This is a genomic window from Pseudomonas sp. 1121_17, assembly GCF_052850745.1.
Window position 1 is genome coordinate 1 of record NZ_VXCX01000008.1, and the last position, 16,038, is coordinate 16,038.

Annotated in this window: 15 protein-coding genes; 10 read left to right on the top strand and 5 right to left on the bottom strand. The window is 63.0% G+C overall.

All coding sequences use genetic code 11. The annotated features are described in order from the left end of the window. Positions 1–16: 16 nt before the first annotated feature. A complete protein-coding gene (mltA, locus tag FW789_RS15470) occupies positions 17–1,168 on the bottom strand; it encodes a murein transglycosylase A (RefSeq protein WP_446431710.1) in 1,152 nt (383 codons plus the stop codon). A 115-nt stretch (positions 1,169–1,283) separates the two neighbouring features. Between mltA and FW789_RS15475 the strand changes: the two genes are divergently transcribed. Then, positions 1,284–1,730 carry a c-type cytochrome gene (locus FW789_RS15475; protein ID WP_446431711.1) on the top strand — a complete coding sequence of 149 codons (447 nt, stop codon included), beginning with the start codon at positions 1,284–1,286 and terminating at the stop codon, positions 1,728–1,730. A gap of 51 nt (positions 1,731–1,781) precedes the next feature. Here FW789_RS15475 and FW789_RS15480 read toward each other — a convergent pair whose 3' ends face one another. The 4 genes from FW789_RS15480 to FW789_RS15495 all read right to left on the bottom strand — a co-directional run bounded on the left by FW789_RS15480 (position 1,782) and on the right by FW789_RS15495 (position 6,258). Further along, positions 1,782–2,174, bottom strand: a complete 393-nt coding sequence (locus FW789_RS15480) for a DUF1090 domain-containing protein (protein WP_186700714.1) — start codon at positions 2,172–2,174, stop codon at positions 1,782–1,784. 60 nt (positions 2,175–2,234) lie between these two features. Then, positions 2,235–3,908: an NAD-dependent DNA ligase LigB gene (ligB, locus tag FW789_RS15485; RefSeq protein WP_446431712.1), complete on the bottom strand. Its 1,674-nt coding sequence runs from the start codon at positions 3,906–3,908 to the stop codon at positions 2,235–2,237. A 145-nt stretch (positions 3,909–4,053) separates the two neighbouring features. After that, positions 4,054–5,244, bottom strand: a complete 1,191-nt coding sequence (gene metK / locus FW789_RS15490) for a methionine adenosyltransferase (protein WP_103435795.1) — start codon at positions 5,242–5,244, stop codon at positions 4,054–4,056. Between the two features lie 12 nt (positions 5,245–5,256). Continuing rightward, complete coding sequence (locus tag FW789_RS15495; RefSeq protein ID WP_446431713.1) at positions 5,257–6,258, bottom strand: ArsR/SmtB family transcription factor; 1,002 nt, start codon at positions 6,256–6,258, stop codon at positions 5,257–5,259. Positions 6,259–6,497: 239 nt separating this feature from the next. On the opposite strand from FW789_RS15495, the gene tkt reads away from it, so the two are divergent. The 9 genes from tkt (at position 6,498) to FW789_RS15540 (ending at position 15,970) form a co-directional block, all read left to right on the top strand. Continuing rightward, on the top strand, positions 6,498–8,495 hold the full coding sequence (tkt, locus tag FW789_RS15500) for a transketolase (protein WP_446431714.1): 1,998 nt from the start codon (positions 6,498–6,500) through the stop codon (positions 8,493–8,495). A 193-nt stretch (positions 8,496–8,688) separates the two neighbouring features. Further along, positions 8,689–9,747, top strand: a complete 1,059-nt coding sequence (gene epd, locus FW789_RS15505) for an erythrose-4-phosphate dehydrogenase (RefSeq protein ID WP_103435798.1) — start codon at positions 8,689–8,691, stop codon at positions 9,745–9,747. Positions 9,748–9,759: 12 nt separating this feature from the next. Further along, complete coding sequence (locus FW789_RS15510) at positions 9,760–10,923, top strand: phosphoglycerate kinase (protein ID WP_207073810.1); 1,164 nt, start codon at positions 9,760–9,762, stop codon at positions 10,921–10,923. Between the two features lie 32 nt (positions 10,924–10,955). Beyond that, the gene (locus FW789_RS15515) at positions 10,956–11,174 is read left to right on the top strand and encodes a hypothetical protein (protein ID WP_103438681.1); all 219 of its coding nucleotides are present in this window, start codon (positions 10,956–10,958) and stop codon (positions 11,172–11,174) included. Between the two features lie 158 nt (positions 11,175–11,332). Further along, complete coding sequence (locus tag FW789_RS15520; RefSeq protein WP_186700708.1) at positions 11,333–11,662, top strand: MliC family protein; 330 nt, start codon at positions 11,333–11,335, stop codon at positions 11,660–11,662. A gap of 97 nt (positions 11,663–11,759) precedes the next feature. Continuing rightward, positions 11,760–12,824 (top strand): class II fructose-bisphosphate aldolase, encoded by a 1,065-nt coding sequence (gene fba / locus FW789_RS15525; protein ID WP_101315791.1) that lies wholly within the window; start codon positions 11,760–11,762, stop codon positions 12,822–12,824. Between the two features lie 177 nt (positions 12,825–13,001). Beyond that, positions 13,002–15,122 carry a putative bifunctional diguanylate cyclase/phosphodiesterase gene (locus tag FW789_RS15530; protein ID WP_207073809.1) on the top strand — a complete coding sequence of 707 codons (2,121 nt, stop codon included), beginning with the start codon at positions 13,002–13,004 and terminating at the stop codon, positions 15,120–15,122. A gap of 39 nt (positions 15,123–15,161) precedes the next feature. Beyond that, positions 15,162–15,662, top strand: coding sequence for a M48 metallopeptidase family protein (locus tag FW789_RS15535; RefSeq protein ID WP_101315795.1), 501 nt, complete (start codon positions 15,162–15,164; stop codon positions 15,660–15,662). A gap of 11 nt (positions 15,663–15,673) precedes the next feature. Continuing rightward, positions 15,674–15,970 (top strand): winged helix-turn-helix domain-containing protein, encoded by a 297-nt coding sequence (locus FW789_RS15540; protein WP_446431715.1) that lies wholly within the window; start codon positions 15,674–15,676, stop codon positions 15,968–15,970. Positions 15,971–16,038 lie beyond the last annotated feature (68 nt).

The following is a 16,038-nucleotide window of genomic DNA, read 5'->3' on the forward strand; positions in this document are numbered from 1 at the left end:
GGGGGAGGCGATGGTGTCAGGGGACTTTGGGTAGCTCAGGCAATGGCTGACCTTTGGGCCAGAGCATCCAGATCTGCCCTTGCTGCTTCATGTTGCCGGCCAACTCACCGGCTTGCGGTCCGGTACCCCAGAACAGGTCGGCACGTACTTCGCCGGTGATCGCCCCGCCGGTATCCTGCGCGCCGACCGGGCGCACCACGGGTGAACCATCCGGGCGGGTGGTCGACAGCCACAGCAGGCTGCCCAGCGGGATCACCTTGCGGTCGATGGCGACGCTGTACCCTGCGGTCAGCGGCACGTTCAACGAGCCGCGCGGGCCTTCGTTGCTGTCCGGCCGGGTGCTGAAGAACACGTAACTGGGGTTGCTCGCCAGCAACTCCGGTACCCGCTGCGGGTTGGCCTGGGCCCAGGCGTGAATCGCGCCCATGCTGACATCTTCTTTCTTCAACTGGCCTTGTTCGATCAGCCAGCGGCCAATCGGCCGATACGGGTGGCCGTTCTGGTCGGCGTAACCCAGGCGCAACTGGCGCCCGTCTTCCAACTGAACCCGGCCAGAGCCCTGAATCTGCAGAAATTGCAGGTCCATCGGGTCCGTCAGCCAGGCCTGCACAGGTGCGTTGACGCCATCACGATAGATGCTTTCCGAGGTGTCGTAGGGCTTGAGCACGCGGCCTTCCAGGCGCCCGCGCAGACGCTTGCCCTTGAGCTCAGGGTAAATACTCGCCAGATCGACCACGATCATGTCCTGCGGCACGCCATATACCGGCACCTGGGCAGCCGCAGTGCGGGTCAGGCTGCCCGGGTAGACCGGCTCGTAATAGCCGGTGATCAGCCCGGTAGCGTTGTTCTCGGCCGAGCGCAGGCCGTACACCTGCAGGTTCTGCTGGAGAAACGCGCGGGCCTGGGCGGCATCGTCAGGAATGCGCAGCGCCGCCTCGCAGGTCGCCGCCCAGACCGTATCGCGCTTGAGCTTCTCGCAGCCGACGCGCCAGGCCTGAAAGCCCGCCAACAGATCAGCATCACTGACGCTGGGTAGGTCTTTCCAGGTGGCGGGGGCATAGGTGGCAATGGCGTGGGGCTCAGGCTTGGTGCTGTCACCGCCGTTGCAGCCGGCCAGCAGGGCCAGGGCTGGCAGCGCCCAGGCGAGCTGGCGCAGAGCAGATTTCATGGTTGAATCCTTGAGCGGGCGGCGGCGTGGCTGCCCCTGTTTTCTGTAAGGGTATTGGTCTTTGTCGAGCAGGCGAGGATACTGTCGGCCCTCTCCCGATGCCAATGTGACCGTGATGTTCAAATGTTTCACCGTGCTGCTGGTAGCCAACCTGGCCCTGCTGGGCTGCGACCGTGTCGATCCTAACTCACCGCTCGGGCAGCGCAAGGCGATCTTCAAACAGATGCTCAACACCAGCGAAGACCTTGGCGGCATGCTGCGCGGACGCTTGCCGTTCGATGGCGACAAGTTCGCTGCCGGTGCCATCAAGCTCGATGGCCTGGCGCATGCCCCTTGGAAGCATTTTGTGCAGGTTCAGGACGGCGGCGACAGCAGTGCGCGGGCCGAGGTCTGGCAGCGCCAGGCGCGCTTCGAGGAGCTGGCCCGGCAACTGGAAGGCGTGACCGGCAAACTGGTTGCCGCGAGCAGCAACAAACCGCTGAACGCAGCGCAGTTGCAAGCGCCTATGGACAAGGTCGAAGCGGCCTGCAAGGCCTGCCACACCGAATTTCGTAACCACTAGGCCGCGCTGACGCCGGCAGCGCGCTCACGGTTCAGCGTGGCGTCGGAGTGGTCACTTTTCCAGATCGTCGAGCGCTTCCTGCAGCTCCTTTTTCGATTCGGCAAGCTTGTCTTTACGCTTGTTGATCTTCTCGGAGTCGCCGCGCTTCATGGCCTTGTCCAGATCCTTGGTGCGCTTGTTCACTTCGTGACGCGCATCCAGCACCTTCTGCTCGCGCTCTTTGCGCAGGCTGCTGTCGGTGCAATTGGCCGTCACTTCGCTCAGGGCTTTTTCAAGGCCAGCCTGCTGGTTGCTGTTGCCGTGGGCACGTGCCTGCTCGATCTGTTCGCTGATCGCTTGCTTCTTGGCGGCGCAACCTTTGAGCTCGGTCTGCTCGGCAGCCAGCGCGCCGTGGGCAGTGAGGCCAAGCAAGGCGGACAGGGCGAGGGTAGAGATCAGTTTCATCGGGGACTCCAGTCGGGTGCAGGGCAGCGAAAAGGGAAATGCTGCCCTGATCCGGCAAAATTAGAAACCCTTGATTGTGTGATGGCGTAACTGCGCGGCCAGTAATTGCACTGCGTCGTCACTGAAAAATGCCTGCAACTGCTCGGCACGGCCGTTGCCGATGCCGGGCTCCTGCAGCCATTCTCGTGCGGTTTTGCTCGCCAAGGCCTGCCAGTCAGGGCCTGGCTCAAGGCGGCGCGGCGCAGGCATACCCAGGCCGTGTAGCCAGCGCTGGAAGGGTTGCTGGCGGGCTTGGGTGAACGCCTCGAGCAGCTGTTCGGCGCGCGTTTCAGCGATGCCCGCAACACCCAGCAACTGCTCCCGGTCCAGGTTCAGCCAATCGTCCAGCGTACTGACCAGGCCGCTGTCGACCAACTGAGTCCAGGTTGCCGCGCCCATCCCAGGCATGTTCAGGCCTTGCTTGCCGCCCAGCCAGTGCAGGCGGGCGACAAACTGCTGGCGACAGGCGGGGCTGTCCTGCCAGCAGCTGAGCGAGTGGTAGCGGCCCGGTTCCGGGACCTGTACCGGCGCACGCTGGCTGCTGCGGTGCACCACGGACTCCAGCCGCGGAATGGTCAAGCCGGCCAGGCTTATTGCCACCTGATCGCCTGCGCGGATGTCCAGCGCTTGCCAGCGTGCCAGCGACCCGAGGCTGACCTGACTGACCTGGCGATCATCCAGCTGCAGCGGTTTCAGCTGTAACAGAGGCGTGATGCGCCCGGTGCGGCCAACCTTGAACTGCACCTCACGCACTTCGGCCAGTGCCTGGCGCAGCGGATACTTCCAGGCTGCAATCCAGTACGGCGCATTGGCCTGCCAACGCTCTGCGGCGGGGCGCTGATCCTGGCGCAGGATCACTCCGTCAGTAGCGAACGGCAGGGCTGATCGATACCAGTGCTGGCGCCAGTGAGCGGCCTGCTCGAAGGTATCGATGGCGACGCTGTACTGCTGACTGTCGCTGAAGCCTAGTGCAGTCAGTGCACTGAGCCGTTCTGCCTGTGTAGCTGGCCCCTCGGGCCAATCCCAGACGAACAGGCCGATATCCGCGCCCAATTGCGCGCTGAGCTGCTTGCGCGCCATCAGGCCGGCGACACTCCCACGTGCGCCGCGCCCACCGGCGGCTGCCTGCACGTGGTTGTCCAGGCGCAGGTACAGCTCGCCCTGCAGCGCCAGATCGAGGGCGCGTGGCAGTTCGCGCTGGATGCCCGAGAGGTACGGCAGGTGCCGGCTCCAGTCATGCCCGTGGACGCCGTCACCGCGGCTCAGCAATTGCACCAACCGACCTTGTCGGTAAACCAGCGAGACCGCCACCCCATCGACCTTGGGCTGAATCCACACGGCCTGTTTACCGCGCAGCCATTGTGCGGCGGCCTGCTCATCACGCAGCTTGGCGACGCCGGTATGAACAGTCGGGTGCGCCAGCGGGCCGCGCGCGCTGGCCAGCGGGTCGTCACTGGCATTGATGGCAAAGCACTGTTGCAGGTCCAGCAGGCGCTGCCGGCTTTGGTCGTAGAGTTCATCATCGACCAGCGCGATACCTTGGCGATGGTAGTGGTCATCCCACGTTGCCAGTGACTGGCGCAACTGTTCGACCTCTTGTTGCGCCCGCTCGCCAGGCCAGGCGGGGCAAGCGGCGGCCTGAGCACCCGACAGGTACAACAGCGACAGCAAATACAGCAGCAGTTTCAGCATCATGGCCAGCATCCTTGCCAGGCGATTCGGAACCCTCAGCCTAAGCGCGTAAGCGGACCAACGCTGGGCCAGTTTGTCAGGCGATATGTCACAAAAAAGCCCCTGTCGAGTACTCGGCAGGGGCTTTCGTCTGTGGCTGTAAGAAAGCTTACAGGCCAGCAGCGTCCTTCAGCGACTGGGCGCGGTCGGTGCGTTCCCAGGTGAAGGTGGTGAAGGTGTCGTCACCCACGGTTTTCTGCTCAGGGGTACGGCCGAAGTGACCGTAGGCCGCAGTTTCCTGATACATCGGGTGCAGCAGGTCGAGCATGGTGGTGATTGCATAAGGACGCAGGTCGAAGCACTCACGCACCAGCTGGACGATCTTGGCATCGGAAATCTTGCCGGTACCAAAGGTATTCAGCGAGATCGAGGTCGGCTGAGCAACACCGATGGCGTAGGAAACCTGAATCTCGCAACGCTCGGCCAGGCCGGCAGCCACGATGTTCTTGGCGACGTAACGACCGGCGTAGGCCGCCGAACGGTCAACCTTGGATGGATCCTTGCCGGAGAACGCGCCGCCGCCGTGACGGGCCATGCCGCCGTAGGAGTCGACGATGATCTTGCGCCCGGTCAGGCCGCAGTCGCCCACCGGGCCACCGATGATGAACTGGCCAGTCGGGTTGATGTGGAATTGGGTATCTTTGTGCAGCAGTTCGGCAGGCAGGGTGTGCTTGACGATCAGCTCCATGACAGCTTCTTTGAGGTCTTTTTGCGAGACTTCAGGGTTGTGCTGGGTCGACAGCACGACTGCGTCGATACCAACAACCTTGCCGCCTTCATAGCGGCAGGTGACCTGCGACTTGGCATCCGGACGCAGCCATGGCAGCAGACCGGACTTGCGTGCTTCGGCCTGGCGCTCGACCAGACGGTGCGAGAAGCAGATCGGTGCTGGCATCAGCACGTCGGTTTCGTTGCTGGCGTAGCCGAACATCAGGCCCTGGTCGCCGGCGCCTTGATCTTCAGGCTTGGAGCGGTCAACGCCCTGGGCGATATCGACCGACTGCTTGCCGATGATGTTCATCACCGCGCAGGTCGCGCCATCGAAGCCGACGTCGGAGCTGTTGTAGCCGATATCGACGATGACGTCGCGCACGATCTGCTCGAGGTCGACCCAGGCCGAGGTGGTGACTTCGCCGGCAATAATGGCAACACCGGTCTTGACCAAGGTTTCGCAGGCCACACGGGCGAACTTGTCCTGGGTGATGATGGCGTCCAGGACCGCGTCCGAAATCTGGTCGGCGATCTTGTCCGGATGTCCTTCAGACACGGACTCGGAGGTGAAAAGGGAGTATTCGCTCATCTCGACGGGTTCCTAAAATTTACCGATGGTGATGTCGCCAGCCGTCCGCTGAAAATGGCGGACCTGGATCTGGAAACCGTTACGCAAGCCCACATACAGGCTGTCTCCGAGAGCCAGCCCTGCTCCCCGGGCCCAACGGGCCAGGTCATCCTGCTCAAAGCCCAGCCAGAGATCGCCGCAGGCCTCGCGGGCCCAATGCTGATCATGGCTGCACAGTTCGGTGACCAGCAGGCTGCCGCCTGCCTTTACCCGTTTGGCCAGCAGGCGCAGGGCCTGGGCCGGATCGCTGAAATGGTGCAAGACCATGTTCAGCACTACGCAGTCGGCTGTCACATCCGTTGCACCCAATGCATCGGCCAACTGCAGGTTTACATTACTCAAGCTTTCTCGTTCACAGACCTGGCGCGCCAGCTCGAGCATGGTCGGGCTGTTGTCCATCGCCGTGACGCTGGCAAAGCGCCGGGCCAGGTCGGGCAGAAAACCACCGTCACCCGGGCCGACTTCAAGGGCACTGGCGTCAGCGCCGAAGCTGAGTTTGTCGAGCAGTGCCAGCAGGCTCTCGCGGTACTGCGGCAAGCCGGCGATCAAGTCCTGCTGGGCACGAAACTTTTCTTCCACACGCAGGAAGAAGTCCTGGCTGGTAGCGGCCCGGCGCTGTTGCACCTGGGCAATGCGCGCCTGCACTGCGGCCGGCAACGCGAGGTCGTCGACCTCTTCAAGCAGTGCCGTATGCAGCCGGCCACCGGGGCGCAGGCTGTCAGGCAGGGCGCGCCGATAGAAGATGGCGTTGCCTTCGCGGCGCGTGGCCACCAGTTCGGCCTGGGCCAGCACCTTGAGGTGATGACTCATGCCAGACTGGCCGACGTCGAAGATCTGCGCCAGTTCGAGCACGCCGAACGAGTCACTGGCCAGCGCGCGCAATACATGCAGGCGCAGCTCGTCGCCGCTGGCTTTGCATAAAGCTGCCAGGTCGTCGCTGCGTTGCAGGGCCAATGGTTGCGCGGGAAGATTCATAGCGCGGCAGTCTAGACAGGCAAGGTTGCCCTCGCAAGGGCAATATCAAAAAGTTTTGATATTGGACGATGGGTAGCCCGAGTCAGTCCGAACCACCGTCTATTCTCGCGAATCGCTCATCAATCACAGGAAAAACACCCAACTGCGACCATCCGTCATTGCCCCGGAGCCGACTGTGGGGGAAAATGGTCGTCTTTTTTGCGCTTCATTACTTATTCAAGCCCCCAGGAGACTTAGCGATGCCCAGCCGTCGTGATCGTGCCAACGCCATTCGTGCCCTCAGCATGGATGCCGTGCAAAAGGCCAACAGCGGCCATCCCGGTGCCCCAATGGGCATGGCGGATATCGCCGAAGTGCTTTGGCGCGACTACCTGAAGCACAACCCGAGCAACCCGAGCTTCGCCGACCGTGACCGCTTCGTGCTGTCCAACGGCCACGGCTCGATGCTGATCTATTCGCTGCTGCACCTGACCGGCTACGACCTGTCGATCGAAGACCTCAAAGGTTTCCGTCAGCTGCACAGCCGCACCCCGGGCCACCCGGAGTTCGGCTACACCCCGGGCGTCGAGACCACCACTGGCCCACTCGGCCAGGGCCTGGCCAATGCGGTCGGCTTCGCCCTCGCCGAAAAAGTCATGGCGGCGCAGTTCAACCGTGACAGCCACAACATCGTCGACCACAACACCTACGTGTTCCTCGGCGATGGCTGCCTGATGGAAGGCATCTCCCATGAAGTCGCCTCGCTGGCCGGCACTCTGGGCCTGAACAAGCTGGTAGCGTTCTACGACGACAACGGCATCTCCATCGATGGCGAAGTCCACGGCTGGTTCACCGACAACACCCCAGCACGCTTCGAAGCCTACAACTGGCAGGTGATCCGCAACGTCGACGGCCACGATGCCGAAGAAATCAAGATGGCCATCGAGACGGCGCGCAAGAGCGATCGTCCGACCCTGATCTGCTGCAAGACCATCATCGGTTTCGGTTCGCCGAACAAGCAGGGCAAGGAAGACTGCCACGGCGCGCCGCTGGGCAATGACGAAATCGCCCTGGCCCGCAAAGAGCTGAACTGGAACTACGGCCCGTTCGAAATCCCGGCCGACATCTATGCCGAGTGGGACGCCAAGGCGGCCGGTGCCAAGGCAGAAGCCGAGTGGAACCAGCGCTTTGCAGCTTACGCCGCTGCTCACCCAGAGTTGGCTGCCGAGTTCAAACGTCGTATGGCCGGTGACTTGCCTGCCGACTTCTCGGCCAAGGCTCAGGCCTACGTCAACGAAGTTGCTGCCAAGGGTGAAACTATCGCCAGCCGCAAGGCCAGCCAGAACGCCCTGAACGCCTTCGGCCCGCTGCTGCCCGAGTTCCTCGGCGGTTCGGCTGACCTGGCTGGCTCCAACCTGACCTTGTGGAAAGGCTGCAAAGGCGTCGACGCCGTTGATGCCAGCGGCAACTACGTGTTCTACGGCGTGCGCGAATTCGGCATGACCGCGATCATGAACGGCGTCGCCCTGCACGGCGGCCTGGTGCCTTACGGCGCGACCTTCCTGATGTTCATGGAATACGCCCGCAACGCCGTGCGCATGTCGGCTCTGATGAAGCAGCGCGTCATCCACGTCTACACCCACGACTCGATCGGCCTGGGCGAAGACGGCCCGACTCACCAGCCAATCGAGCAGCTGACCAGCCTGCGCAGCACGCCGAACCTGGACACCTGGCGCCCGGCCGATGCGGTCGAGTCGGCGGTTTCCTGGAAGCACGCGCTGCAGCGCAAGGACGGCCCTTCGGCGCTGATCTTCTCGCGTCAGAACCTGCAACATCAGCAGCGCAATGCGCAACAGATCGCCGACATCGAGCGCGGCGGTTACGTGCTCAAGGACTGCGCTGGCGAGCCTGAGCTGATCCTCATCGCTACCGGTTCCGAAGTGGGCCTGGCTGTACAGGCGTTCGATCAACTGAGCGAGCAAGGCCGCAAGGTCCGCGTCGTCTCGATGCCATGCACCAGCGTGTTCGATGCCCAGGACGCCAGCTACAAGCAGGCTGTGCTGCCGCTTGAGGTCGGTGCACGGATCGCCATCGAGGCTGCCCATGCCGACTTCTGGTACAAGTACGTTGGCCTCGAGGGTCGCGTTATCGGCATGACCACTTACGGCGAATCGGCTCCGGCCTCGGCGCTGTTCGAGGAATTCGGCTTTACCCTGGAGAACATCCTCGGTACTGCTGAAGAGCTGCTGGAAGACTGATGTAAAACAGGGTGGGCAGTGATGCCCGCCATGTCGTGACAAGGGGAGGGCTTTGCCCTCCATCGCGACACAAGGCCGCTCCTACAGGTACGTCGCCGTCGATAAGGCAGCGCGGTGCCTGTAGGAGCGGCCTTGTGTCGCGATTGGGCCGCGCAGCGGCCCCAAATGGCCCTAAAGCTTTAGTGAGCTCCGAATGCCCCAGCGTCCCTACAAAGTTGCACTCAACGGTTACGGCCGCATTGGCCGCTGTGTCCTGCGCGCGCTGGTTGAGCGGGGGGCGGCTGCGAGCTTCGAGATCGTTGCCTTGAACGACCTGGCCGATCAGGCCAGCCTGGAATACCTGACACGTTTCGACTCCACCCATGGCCGCTTCCCCGGCGAGGTCAAGGTCGATGGCGATTGTCTGCATATCAACGGCGACTGCGTGCAGGTTTTGCGCAGTGCCACCCCGGAAGGCATCGACTGGGCCGCGCTGGAGGTTGACCTGGTGCTCGAATGCACCGGTGCCTACAACACCCGCGCCGATGGCCAGCGCTTTCTCGACGCCGGCGCGCCACGGGTACTGTTCTCGCAGCCGATGGCCAGCGAGGCCGACGTCGACGCCACCATCGTCTATGGCATCAACCAGGCTTGCCTGAGCGGTGCCGAGCAGTTGGTGTCGAATGCCTCCTGCACCACCAACTGCGGCGTGCCGCTGCTGCGCGTGCTGGATCAGGCGTTCGGCATCGAGTACGTGCAGATCACCACCATTCACTCGGCGATGAACGACCAGCCGGTGATCGACGCCTATCACCATGAAGACCTGCGCCGCACCCGCTCGGCGTTTCAGTCGGTGATTCCGGTGTCCACTGGTCTGGCGCGTGGCATCGAACGGCTGCTGCCGGAACTTGCCGGGCGAATTCAGGCCAAAGCGGTGCGTGTGCCCACTGTCAACGTGTCGTGCCTGGACATCACCCTGCAGACCGCCCGTGACACCACCGCTGCCGAGGTCAACCAGGTGCTGCGTGATGCAGCCCTGAGCGGCCCGCTGCGAGGGCTGCTGGCCTACACCGAGCTGCCGCACGCTAGCTGTGATTTCAACCATGACCCGCATTCGGCCATCGTCGATGCCAGCCAGACCCGCGTTTCCGGCCCCCGCCTGGTGAACCTGCTGGCCTGGTTCGACAACGAATGGGGGTTTGCCAACCGTATGCTCGACGTTGCTGATCATTTCCTGCACGTCGTCCACCAAACCCGCAGCAAACAGCCCTGAAGGACTGCATTCATGACCGTGTTGAAGATGACTGACCTCGACCTGCAAGGTAAGCGCGTACTGATTCGCGAAGACCTCAACGTGCCTGTCAAAGACGGTGCGGTTGCCAGCGATGCGCGTATCCTGGCGGCGCTGCCGACCATCAAGCTGGCCCTGGAAAAAGGCGCCGCGGTAATGGTCTGCTCGCACCTCGGTCGGCCAACCGAAGGCGAGTTTTCTGCCGAAAACAGCCTCAAGCCGGTGGCTGACTACCTGAGCAAGGCACTCGGCCGTGAAGTACCGCTGGTGGCCAATTATCTCGACGGCGTTGAAGTTGCCGCCGGTGAGCTGGTGCTGTTCGAGAACGTGCGCTTCAACAAGGGCGAGAAGAAAAACGCCGACGAGCTGGCGCAGCAGTACGCTGCCCTGTGCGACGTATTCGTGATGGATGCGTTCGGCACCGCCCACCGCGCCGAAGGCTCGACCCACGGCGTGGCCAAGTTCGCCAAGGTTGCCGCTGCCGGCCCGCTGCTGGCTGCTGAGCTGGACGCATTGGGCAAGGCCCTGAAAGCGCCTGCCAAGCCAATGGCTGCCATCGTTGCCGGCTCCAAGGTGTCGACCAAACTCGATGTACTGAACAGCCTCAGCAGCGTCTGCGACCTGCTGATCGTCGGTGGCGGCATTGCCAACACCTTCCTCGCCGCCGCTGGCCACAAAGTCGGCAAGTCGCTGTACGAGCCTGACCTGGTCGACACCGCCAAGGCCATCGCCGCCAAGGTCAACGTGCCGCTGCCGGTCGACGTGGTAGTGGCCAAGGAGTTCGCCGAGAGCGCCGTGGCTACCGTCAAGCTGATCAGCGAGGTTGCCGACGACGACATGATCCTCGACATCGGCCCGCAAACTGCCGAGCAGTTCGCCGAGTTGCTGAAGTCGTCGAAGACCGTGCTGTGGAACGGCCCGGTCGGCGTGTTCGAGTTCGATCAGTTCGGTAACGGCACCAAAGTACTGGCCCAGGCCATTGCCGGCAGCGACGCGTTTTCCATCGCGGGCGGTGGTGACACCCTGGCGGCCATCGATAAATATGGCGTTGGCAGCGATATCTCCTACATTTCTACCGGTGGCGGCGCGTTCCTCGAGTTCGTCGAGGGCAAGGTTCTGCCTGCCGTGGAAATCCTGGAACAACGAGCCAAGGCCTGAGCATGAAGGCGCCTGGCGCAGGGAGCGAGCGGATGCTCAAGCAATTGCCGGTGATGATCGTGGCCTGTCTGCTGGGCGCCTGCTCCAGCGGGCCGGCTGCCGATGGCGAGCCGTCGCAGGCGGTGCCGGGCGGCTGTTACCAGTCGCAGTGGCAGGCCGAGACGGTGCCGGTGATCAACAAGCGGCTGGGTCCGGACGGCCTGGAAAAGTACGACGACGAGCACCAGCGCAAGGCGCCCGGTTGCCCGTGATGGATTGGCGGGCAACCTAAACCGGGTTTTGTGGTCTTGGATTAGGGGCCGCTTCACGGCCTTCGCGGGTAAACCCGCTCCCACAGACGTGCACCCAACCTGTGGGAGCGGGTTTACCCGCGAAGGGCCGCATAGCGGACCCATAACGAGGGTTTCGGATGAAAGCGCTATTGGCCCTGATGGCCCTGGCGACACTGGCAGGCTGCTCACTGCTGCAGCCGGCACCGGCTGCGCCGGCAGACACCTGGACGCGCTGGGTCTGTGATACACAGACCGAAGTATCCTGGCGTTTCGCCGATGCCAGCCAGGACTCGGTCGATGTCCGCCTTGGCGGTAATGACCAGGTCTACCGGCTCAAGTCCGAGCCGGGCGCCTCTGGCGCGCTGTACAGCGATGGCGTTCTGGCCCTGCATCTGCGCGGCGAAGAAGGCCTGGTGTACTGGGTAGCAACCAATGATCTGATAGGGCGGGGCTGCAAGGCACCGTGATGGCCGGGTCGCTTCGGCGGCCCACATAACATGAACAGCAACCGCCCTATGGCAGGTTTGCACGAAACAACGACGCTTGTCGGGAGAGAGATACACAATGGCACTCATTAGCATGCGCCAGATGCTGGACCACGCCGCCGAGTTCGGTTACGGCGTTCCAGCTTTCAACGTAAACAACCTCGAGCAGATGCGCGCCATCATGGAAGCCGCCGACAAGACCGACTCTCCGGTCATCGTGCAGGCCTCGGCCGGTGCTCGCAAATACGCCGGTGCACCCTTCCTGCGCCACCTGATCCTGGCGGCAATCGAAGAGTTCCCACACATCCCGGTATGCATGCACCAGGACCACGGTACCAGCCCTGACGTTTGCCAGCGCTCGATCCAGCTGGGCTTCAGCTCGGTGATGATGGACGGCTCGCTGGGCGAAGACGGCAAGACCCCAACCGACTACGACTACAACGTCCGCGTCACCCAGCAGACCGTCGCCATGGCCCACGCCTGCGGTGTTTCGGTAGAAGGCGAGCTGGGCTGCCTGGGTTCGCTGGAAACCGGCATGGCCGGTGAAGAAGACGGTATCGGCGCCGAAGGCGTACTCGATCACAGCCAGATGCTGACCGATCCGGAAGAAGCCGCCGACTTCGTCAAGAAGACTCAGGTCGACGCCCTGGCCATCGCCATCGGCACCAGCCACGGCGCCTACAAGTTCACCAAGCCGCCTACCGGCGACGTGCTGGCAATCGACCGCATCAAGGAAATCCACAAGCGCATCCCCAATACCCACTTGGTGATGCACGGTTCTTCCTCGGTACCGCAAGAGTGGCTGGCGATCATCAACCAGTACGGCGGCGACATCAAAGAGACCTACGGCGTACCGGTTGAAGAAATCGTCGAAGGCATCAAGTACGGCGTGCGCAAGGTCAACATCGACACCGACCTGCGCCTGGCCTCGACCGGTGCCATGCGTCGTCTGATGGCGACCAACCCGAGCGAGTTCGACCCACGCAAGTTCTTCGGCGAAACCGTCAAGGCCATGCGTGACGTGTGCATCGCCCGTTACGAAGCCTTCGGCACCGCCGGCAATGCCTCGAAGATCAAACCGATCTCCCTCGAAGGCATGTACCAGCGTTACCTGAAAGGTGAGCTGGCTGCCAAGGTCAACTGATCAGGGCTGTATGCTTGAAAAAACCCGCAGCGATGCGGGTTTTTTTATGTCTGCGAGATGACCGTTAGTCGGCATGGGAAACTAAATTCGGTGATAGCGTTCTGACTCCATTGCACCCCGCCAACTGCGGTCTAGAGTAGACGGGTAGGAAGCAGTCGCTCTTACAAGAGAAGCAGCATGGATGAAGCTCAACCCACTGCAACGGACGGCAAGTCCGTCTTGCTGGTTGTCGACGATTACCCAGAGAACCTGATCAGCATGCGCGCCCTGCTGTCCCGTCAGGATTGGCAGGTATTGACTGCCTGTTCGGGCACCGAGGCGCTCGGCGCGCTGCTCCGCCATGAAGTCGATCTGGTTTTGCTCGACGTGCAGATGCCCGAGATGGACGGCTTTGAAGTCGCCCGCTTGATGCGCGGCAGCCAGCGCACTCGACTCACTCCAATCATTTTCCTGACTGCCAACGAGCAGTCGCAGGATGCCGTGCTCAAGGGTTACGCCGCCGGCGCCGTGGATTATCTGTTCAAACCCTTCGACCCGCAGATCCTCAAGCCCAAGGTGCAGGCCCTGCTCGAGCAGCAGCGCAACCGACGCATGTTGCAGCGCCTGACCCGCGAACTTGAAGCGGCGCGGGCCTTCAATGCCTCGATCCTGGAAAACGCCGCCGAAGGTATCCTGGTGGTGGATGAGAGCGGCACCATCAGCTTTGCCAATCCGGCGATCTCAAGCCTGCTGGATACCCCGGTGCAGATGCTCCAGGGCGCTCACGTGCTTGACCTGCTGCAACTGGCGATACCCAGCCTGTGGCGCGAGTCGGACTTCTTCAAGGCGTACCAGCAACGGCAGATCTTCCGCGTGCACGATGCGCAGTTGCGCACCGCCGACGGTCAACTGGTGCCGGTGGCGTTGTCCTGCGCGCCGCTGCCGAGCGAGCAGCACGCCATGGTGATTACCCTGCTGGACATGTCAGTGGTGCGCAGCCTGCACCAGCAGCTGGAACAGCAGGCGGTCACCGACCCGCTCACCGGCCTGCTCAATCGGCGCGGCTTCTACCAGGCTGCCGAAGCTGCGCTGCTGCGCAACGAGCACTCGGAGAAGGTCCAGGCACTGATGTACATGGACCTTGATGGCTTCAAGCGGATCAATGATTCGCTCGGGCACGAGGCGGGCGACGAGATCCTGCACTGGGTCGCGTCTCAACTGAAGGAGTGCCTGGGCAGCGAGGCGCTGCTGGCACGGATGGGCGGTGACGAATTCACGGCCCTGTTCGACGGCCTGCCGTATCCAGAGCTGGCCGGGCGCTTCGCCGAGCGGGTGCTCGAACGCCTGTCGATCAGCCACCAGGTGGACGGCGTGGATGTGTCCCTGGGCGTCAGCATTGGTATCGCCACCTATCCCGACTGCGGCGGCACTTTCGAGGGCCTGTTGCGCGCGGCGGACACGGCGATGTACGCCGCCAAGCATGCTGGCCGTCAGCAATACCGGTTTTACGATCAGGAGCTGAACGGCCGTGCGCGGTCGCGGCTGATGCTCGAAGACGGCGTGCGCAGCGCCATCGAGCAAAAGGATTTCAGCCTGGTGTTTCAACCGCAGGTGGCGTTTGCCGGTGGCCAGCTGCGTGGCTTCGAGGCGCTACTGCGCTGGCAGCACCCCAGCGTCGGTGATGTACCGCCGGGCTTGTTCATCCCGTTGCTGGAAGAGACCCGGCTGATCAGCCGCCTGGCCAGCTGGATCTACGATCAGGGTGCTGCCCAGCGCAAGGCTTGGCGCGCGGGCTTTGCCGATGACCTGGTATTGGGGATCAGTCTGAGCCGGGTCCAGTTCGCCATGCCCAATCTGGTCGATGAACTGCAGGCGGTGATCCAGGCGCACGGCTTGCGCCCGGCGCAGCTTGAGGTCGAGGTGGCGGAAACCTCGCTGATGTACAACATCGACGCCGCCGTGAAGCAGGTCAACCGCCTGCGTGAGCTTGGCGTGCGAGTAGCGCTGGACGACTTCGGCGCCGGCAGCTGTTCGCTGCGGATGATCCGCGATCTGCCCATCGACACACTCAAGCTTGACCGCCATCTGGTCGCGCGTCTGCCCGACTCAGCCAGCGATGCGGCGTTGGTGCGCAGCGTCATTGGCCTGTGCGCCGACTACGCGATCACGGTCATTGCCGAAGGCGTGGAAACCGAAGCCCAGGCGGCCTGGCTGAAGGCGCACGGCTGCTGTTATGTGCAGGGCTTTTTGGTGGCACGGCCGATGACTGCTGCCGATGCGAGCGGCTTTCCGTTGTTTTTCCACTGGCCCGGGCAATGATTGGCTAGAATCGCGTGTGCTTTTATCGACCGCCGTGCCATGACCGACCTACGTTACCTGCAAGCCTACCCACCGCACCTGCAAGAGCAGGTGCGGCAGATGATCGCCAGCGACCGCCTGGGCGAGTACCTGCGCCAGCGCTATCCCGCGCGTCACCAGGTGCAGAATGACAAGGCGTTATACGCCTACGCTCAGGAACTGAAGCAGAGCTATCTGCGCAGTGCGCCGAACCTGGACAAGGTGCTGTTCGACAACCGCCTCGACCTGACCCACCGCGCACTGGGTCTGAATACAGCTGTGTCGCGGGTGCAGGGCGGCAAGCTCAAGGCCAAGAAAGAAATCCGCATCGCGGCCTTGTTCAAGGACGCCGCGCCAGAGTTTCTGCGCATGATCGTCGTGCATGAGCTGGCGCACCTGCGTGAGCGCGACCACAGCAAGGCGTTCTACCAGCTCTGCCAGCACATGGAGCCGGATTACCATCAACTGGAATTCGACCTGCGCGTTTACCTGACCTACCAGGAACTGCCCAATCAATCCTAAGGACCCCGAGCATGGAAGTGAGCAAGACCAAGAGCAGCTTCTACCGCCGCCTGTACGTCGCCTGGCTGATCGACAGCCAGACCGCCGCCAGCGTGCCGGCGTTGACCGAAGCCACCGGCATGCCCCGGCGCACCGCTCAAGACACCATCGCTGCGCTGGTCGACCTCGACATCATCTGCGAATTCGAGCAGGAGAGCGGCGCCCGCAACCATGCCGGGCAGTACCGCATCCGCGACTGGGGCGCGATCGACAAGCAGTGGATCGGCGCGCATCTGGCGCACATCCGTAAGGTGCTGGGCTACCCCTGAATCAACCTGCAGCGGGTCGCTCGCGGCCGCTGCACTTTCCCTGCCGCGCGTGCCTGGCTTAGCATGGC

What these genes read in the sequence shown, in the direction of transcription:
- mltA (WP_446431710.1), bottom strand. Translation starts at nt 1,168, where the DNA reads ATGAAATCTGCTCTGCGCCAGCTCGCCTGGGCGCTGCCAGCCCTGGCC.
- FW789_RS15475 (WP_446431711.1), top strand. Translation starts at nt 1,284, where the DNA reads ATGTTCAAATGTTTCACCGTGCTGCTGGTAGCCAACCTGGCCCTGCTG.
- FW789_RS15480 (WP_186700714.1), bottom strand. Translation starts at nt 2,174, where the DNA reads ATGAAACTGATCTCTACCCTCGCCCTGTCCGCCTTGCTTGGCCTCACT.
- ligB (WP_446431712.1), bottom strand. Translation starts at nt 3,908, where the DNA reads ATGATGCTGAAACTGCTGCTGTATTTGCTGTCGCTGTTGTACCTGTCG.
- metK (WP_103435795.1), bottom strand. Translation starts at nt 5,244, where the DNA reads ATGAGCGAATACTCCCTTTTCACCTCCGAGTCCGTGTCTGAAGGACAT.
- FW789_RS15495 (WP_446431713.1), bottom strand. Translation starts at nt 6,258, where the DNA reads ATGAATCTTCCCGCGCAACCATTGGCCCTGCAACGCAGCGACGACCTG.
- tkt (WP_446431714.1), top strand. Translation starts at nt 6,498, where the DNA reads ATGCCCAGCCGTCGTGATCGTGCCAACGCCATTCGTGCCCTCAGCATG.
- epd (WP_103435798.1), top strand. Translation starts at nt 8,689, where the DNA reads ATGCCCCAGCGTCCCTACAAAGTTGCACTCAACGGTTACGGCCGCATT.
- FW789_RS15510 (WP_207073810.1), top strand. Translation starts at nt 9,760, where the DNA reads ATGACCGTGTTGAAGATGACTGACCTCGACCTGCAAGGTAAGCGCGTA.
- FW789_RS15515 (WP_103438681.1), top strand. Translation starts at nt 10,956, where the DNA reads ATGCTCAAGCAATTGCCGGTGATGATCGTGGCCTGTCTGCTGGGCGCC.
- FW789_RS15520 (WP_186700708.1), top strand. Translation starts at nt 11,333, where the DNA reads ATGAAAGCGCTATTGGCCCTGATGGCCCTGGCGACACTGGCAGGCTGC.
- fba (WP_101315791.1), top strand. Translation starts at nt 11,760, where the DNA reads ATGGCACTCATTAGCATGCGCCAGATGCTGGACCACGCCGCCGAGTTC.
- FW789_RS15530 (WP_207073809.1), top strand. Translation starts at nt 13,002, where the DNA reads ATGGATGAAGCTCAACCCACTGCAACGGACGGCAAGTCCGTCTTGCTG.
- FW789_RS15535 (WP_101315795.1), top strand. Translation starts at nt 15,162, where the DNA reads ATGACCGACCTACGTTACCTGCAAGCCTACCCACCGCACCTGCAAGAG.
- FW789_RS15540 (WP_446431715.1), top strand. Translation starts at nt 15,674, where the DNA reads ATGGAAGTGAGCAAGACCAAGAGCAGCTTCTACCGCCGCCTGTACGTC.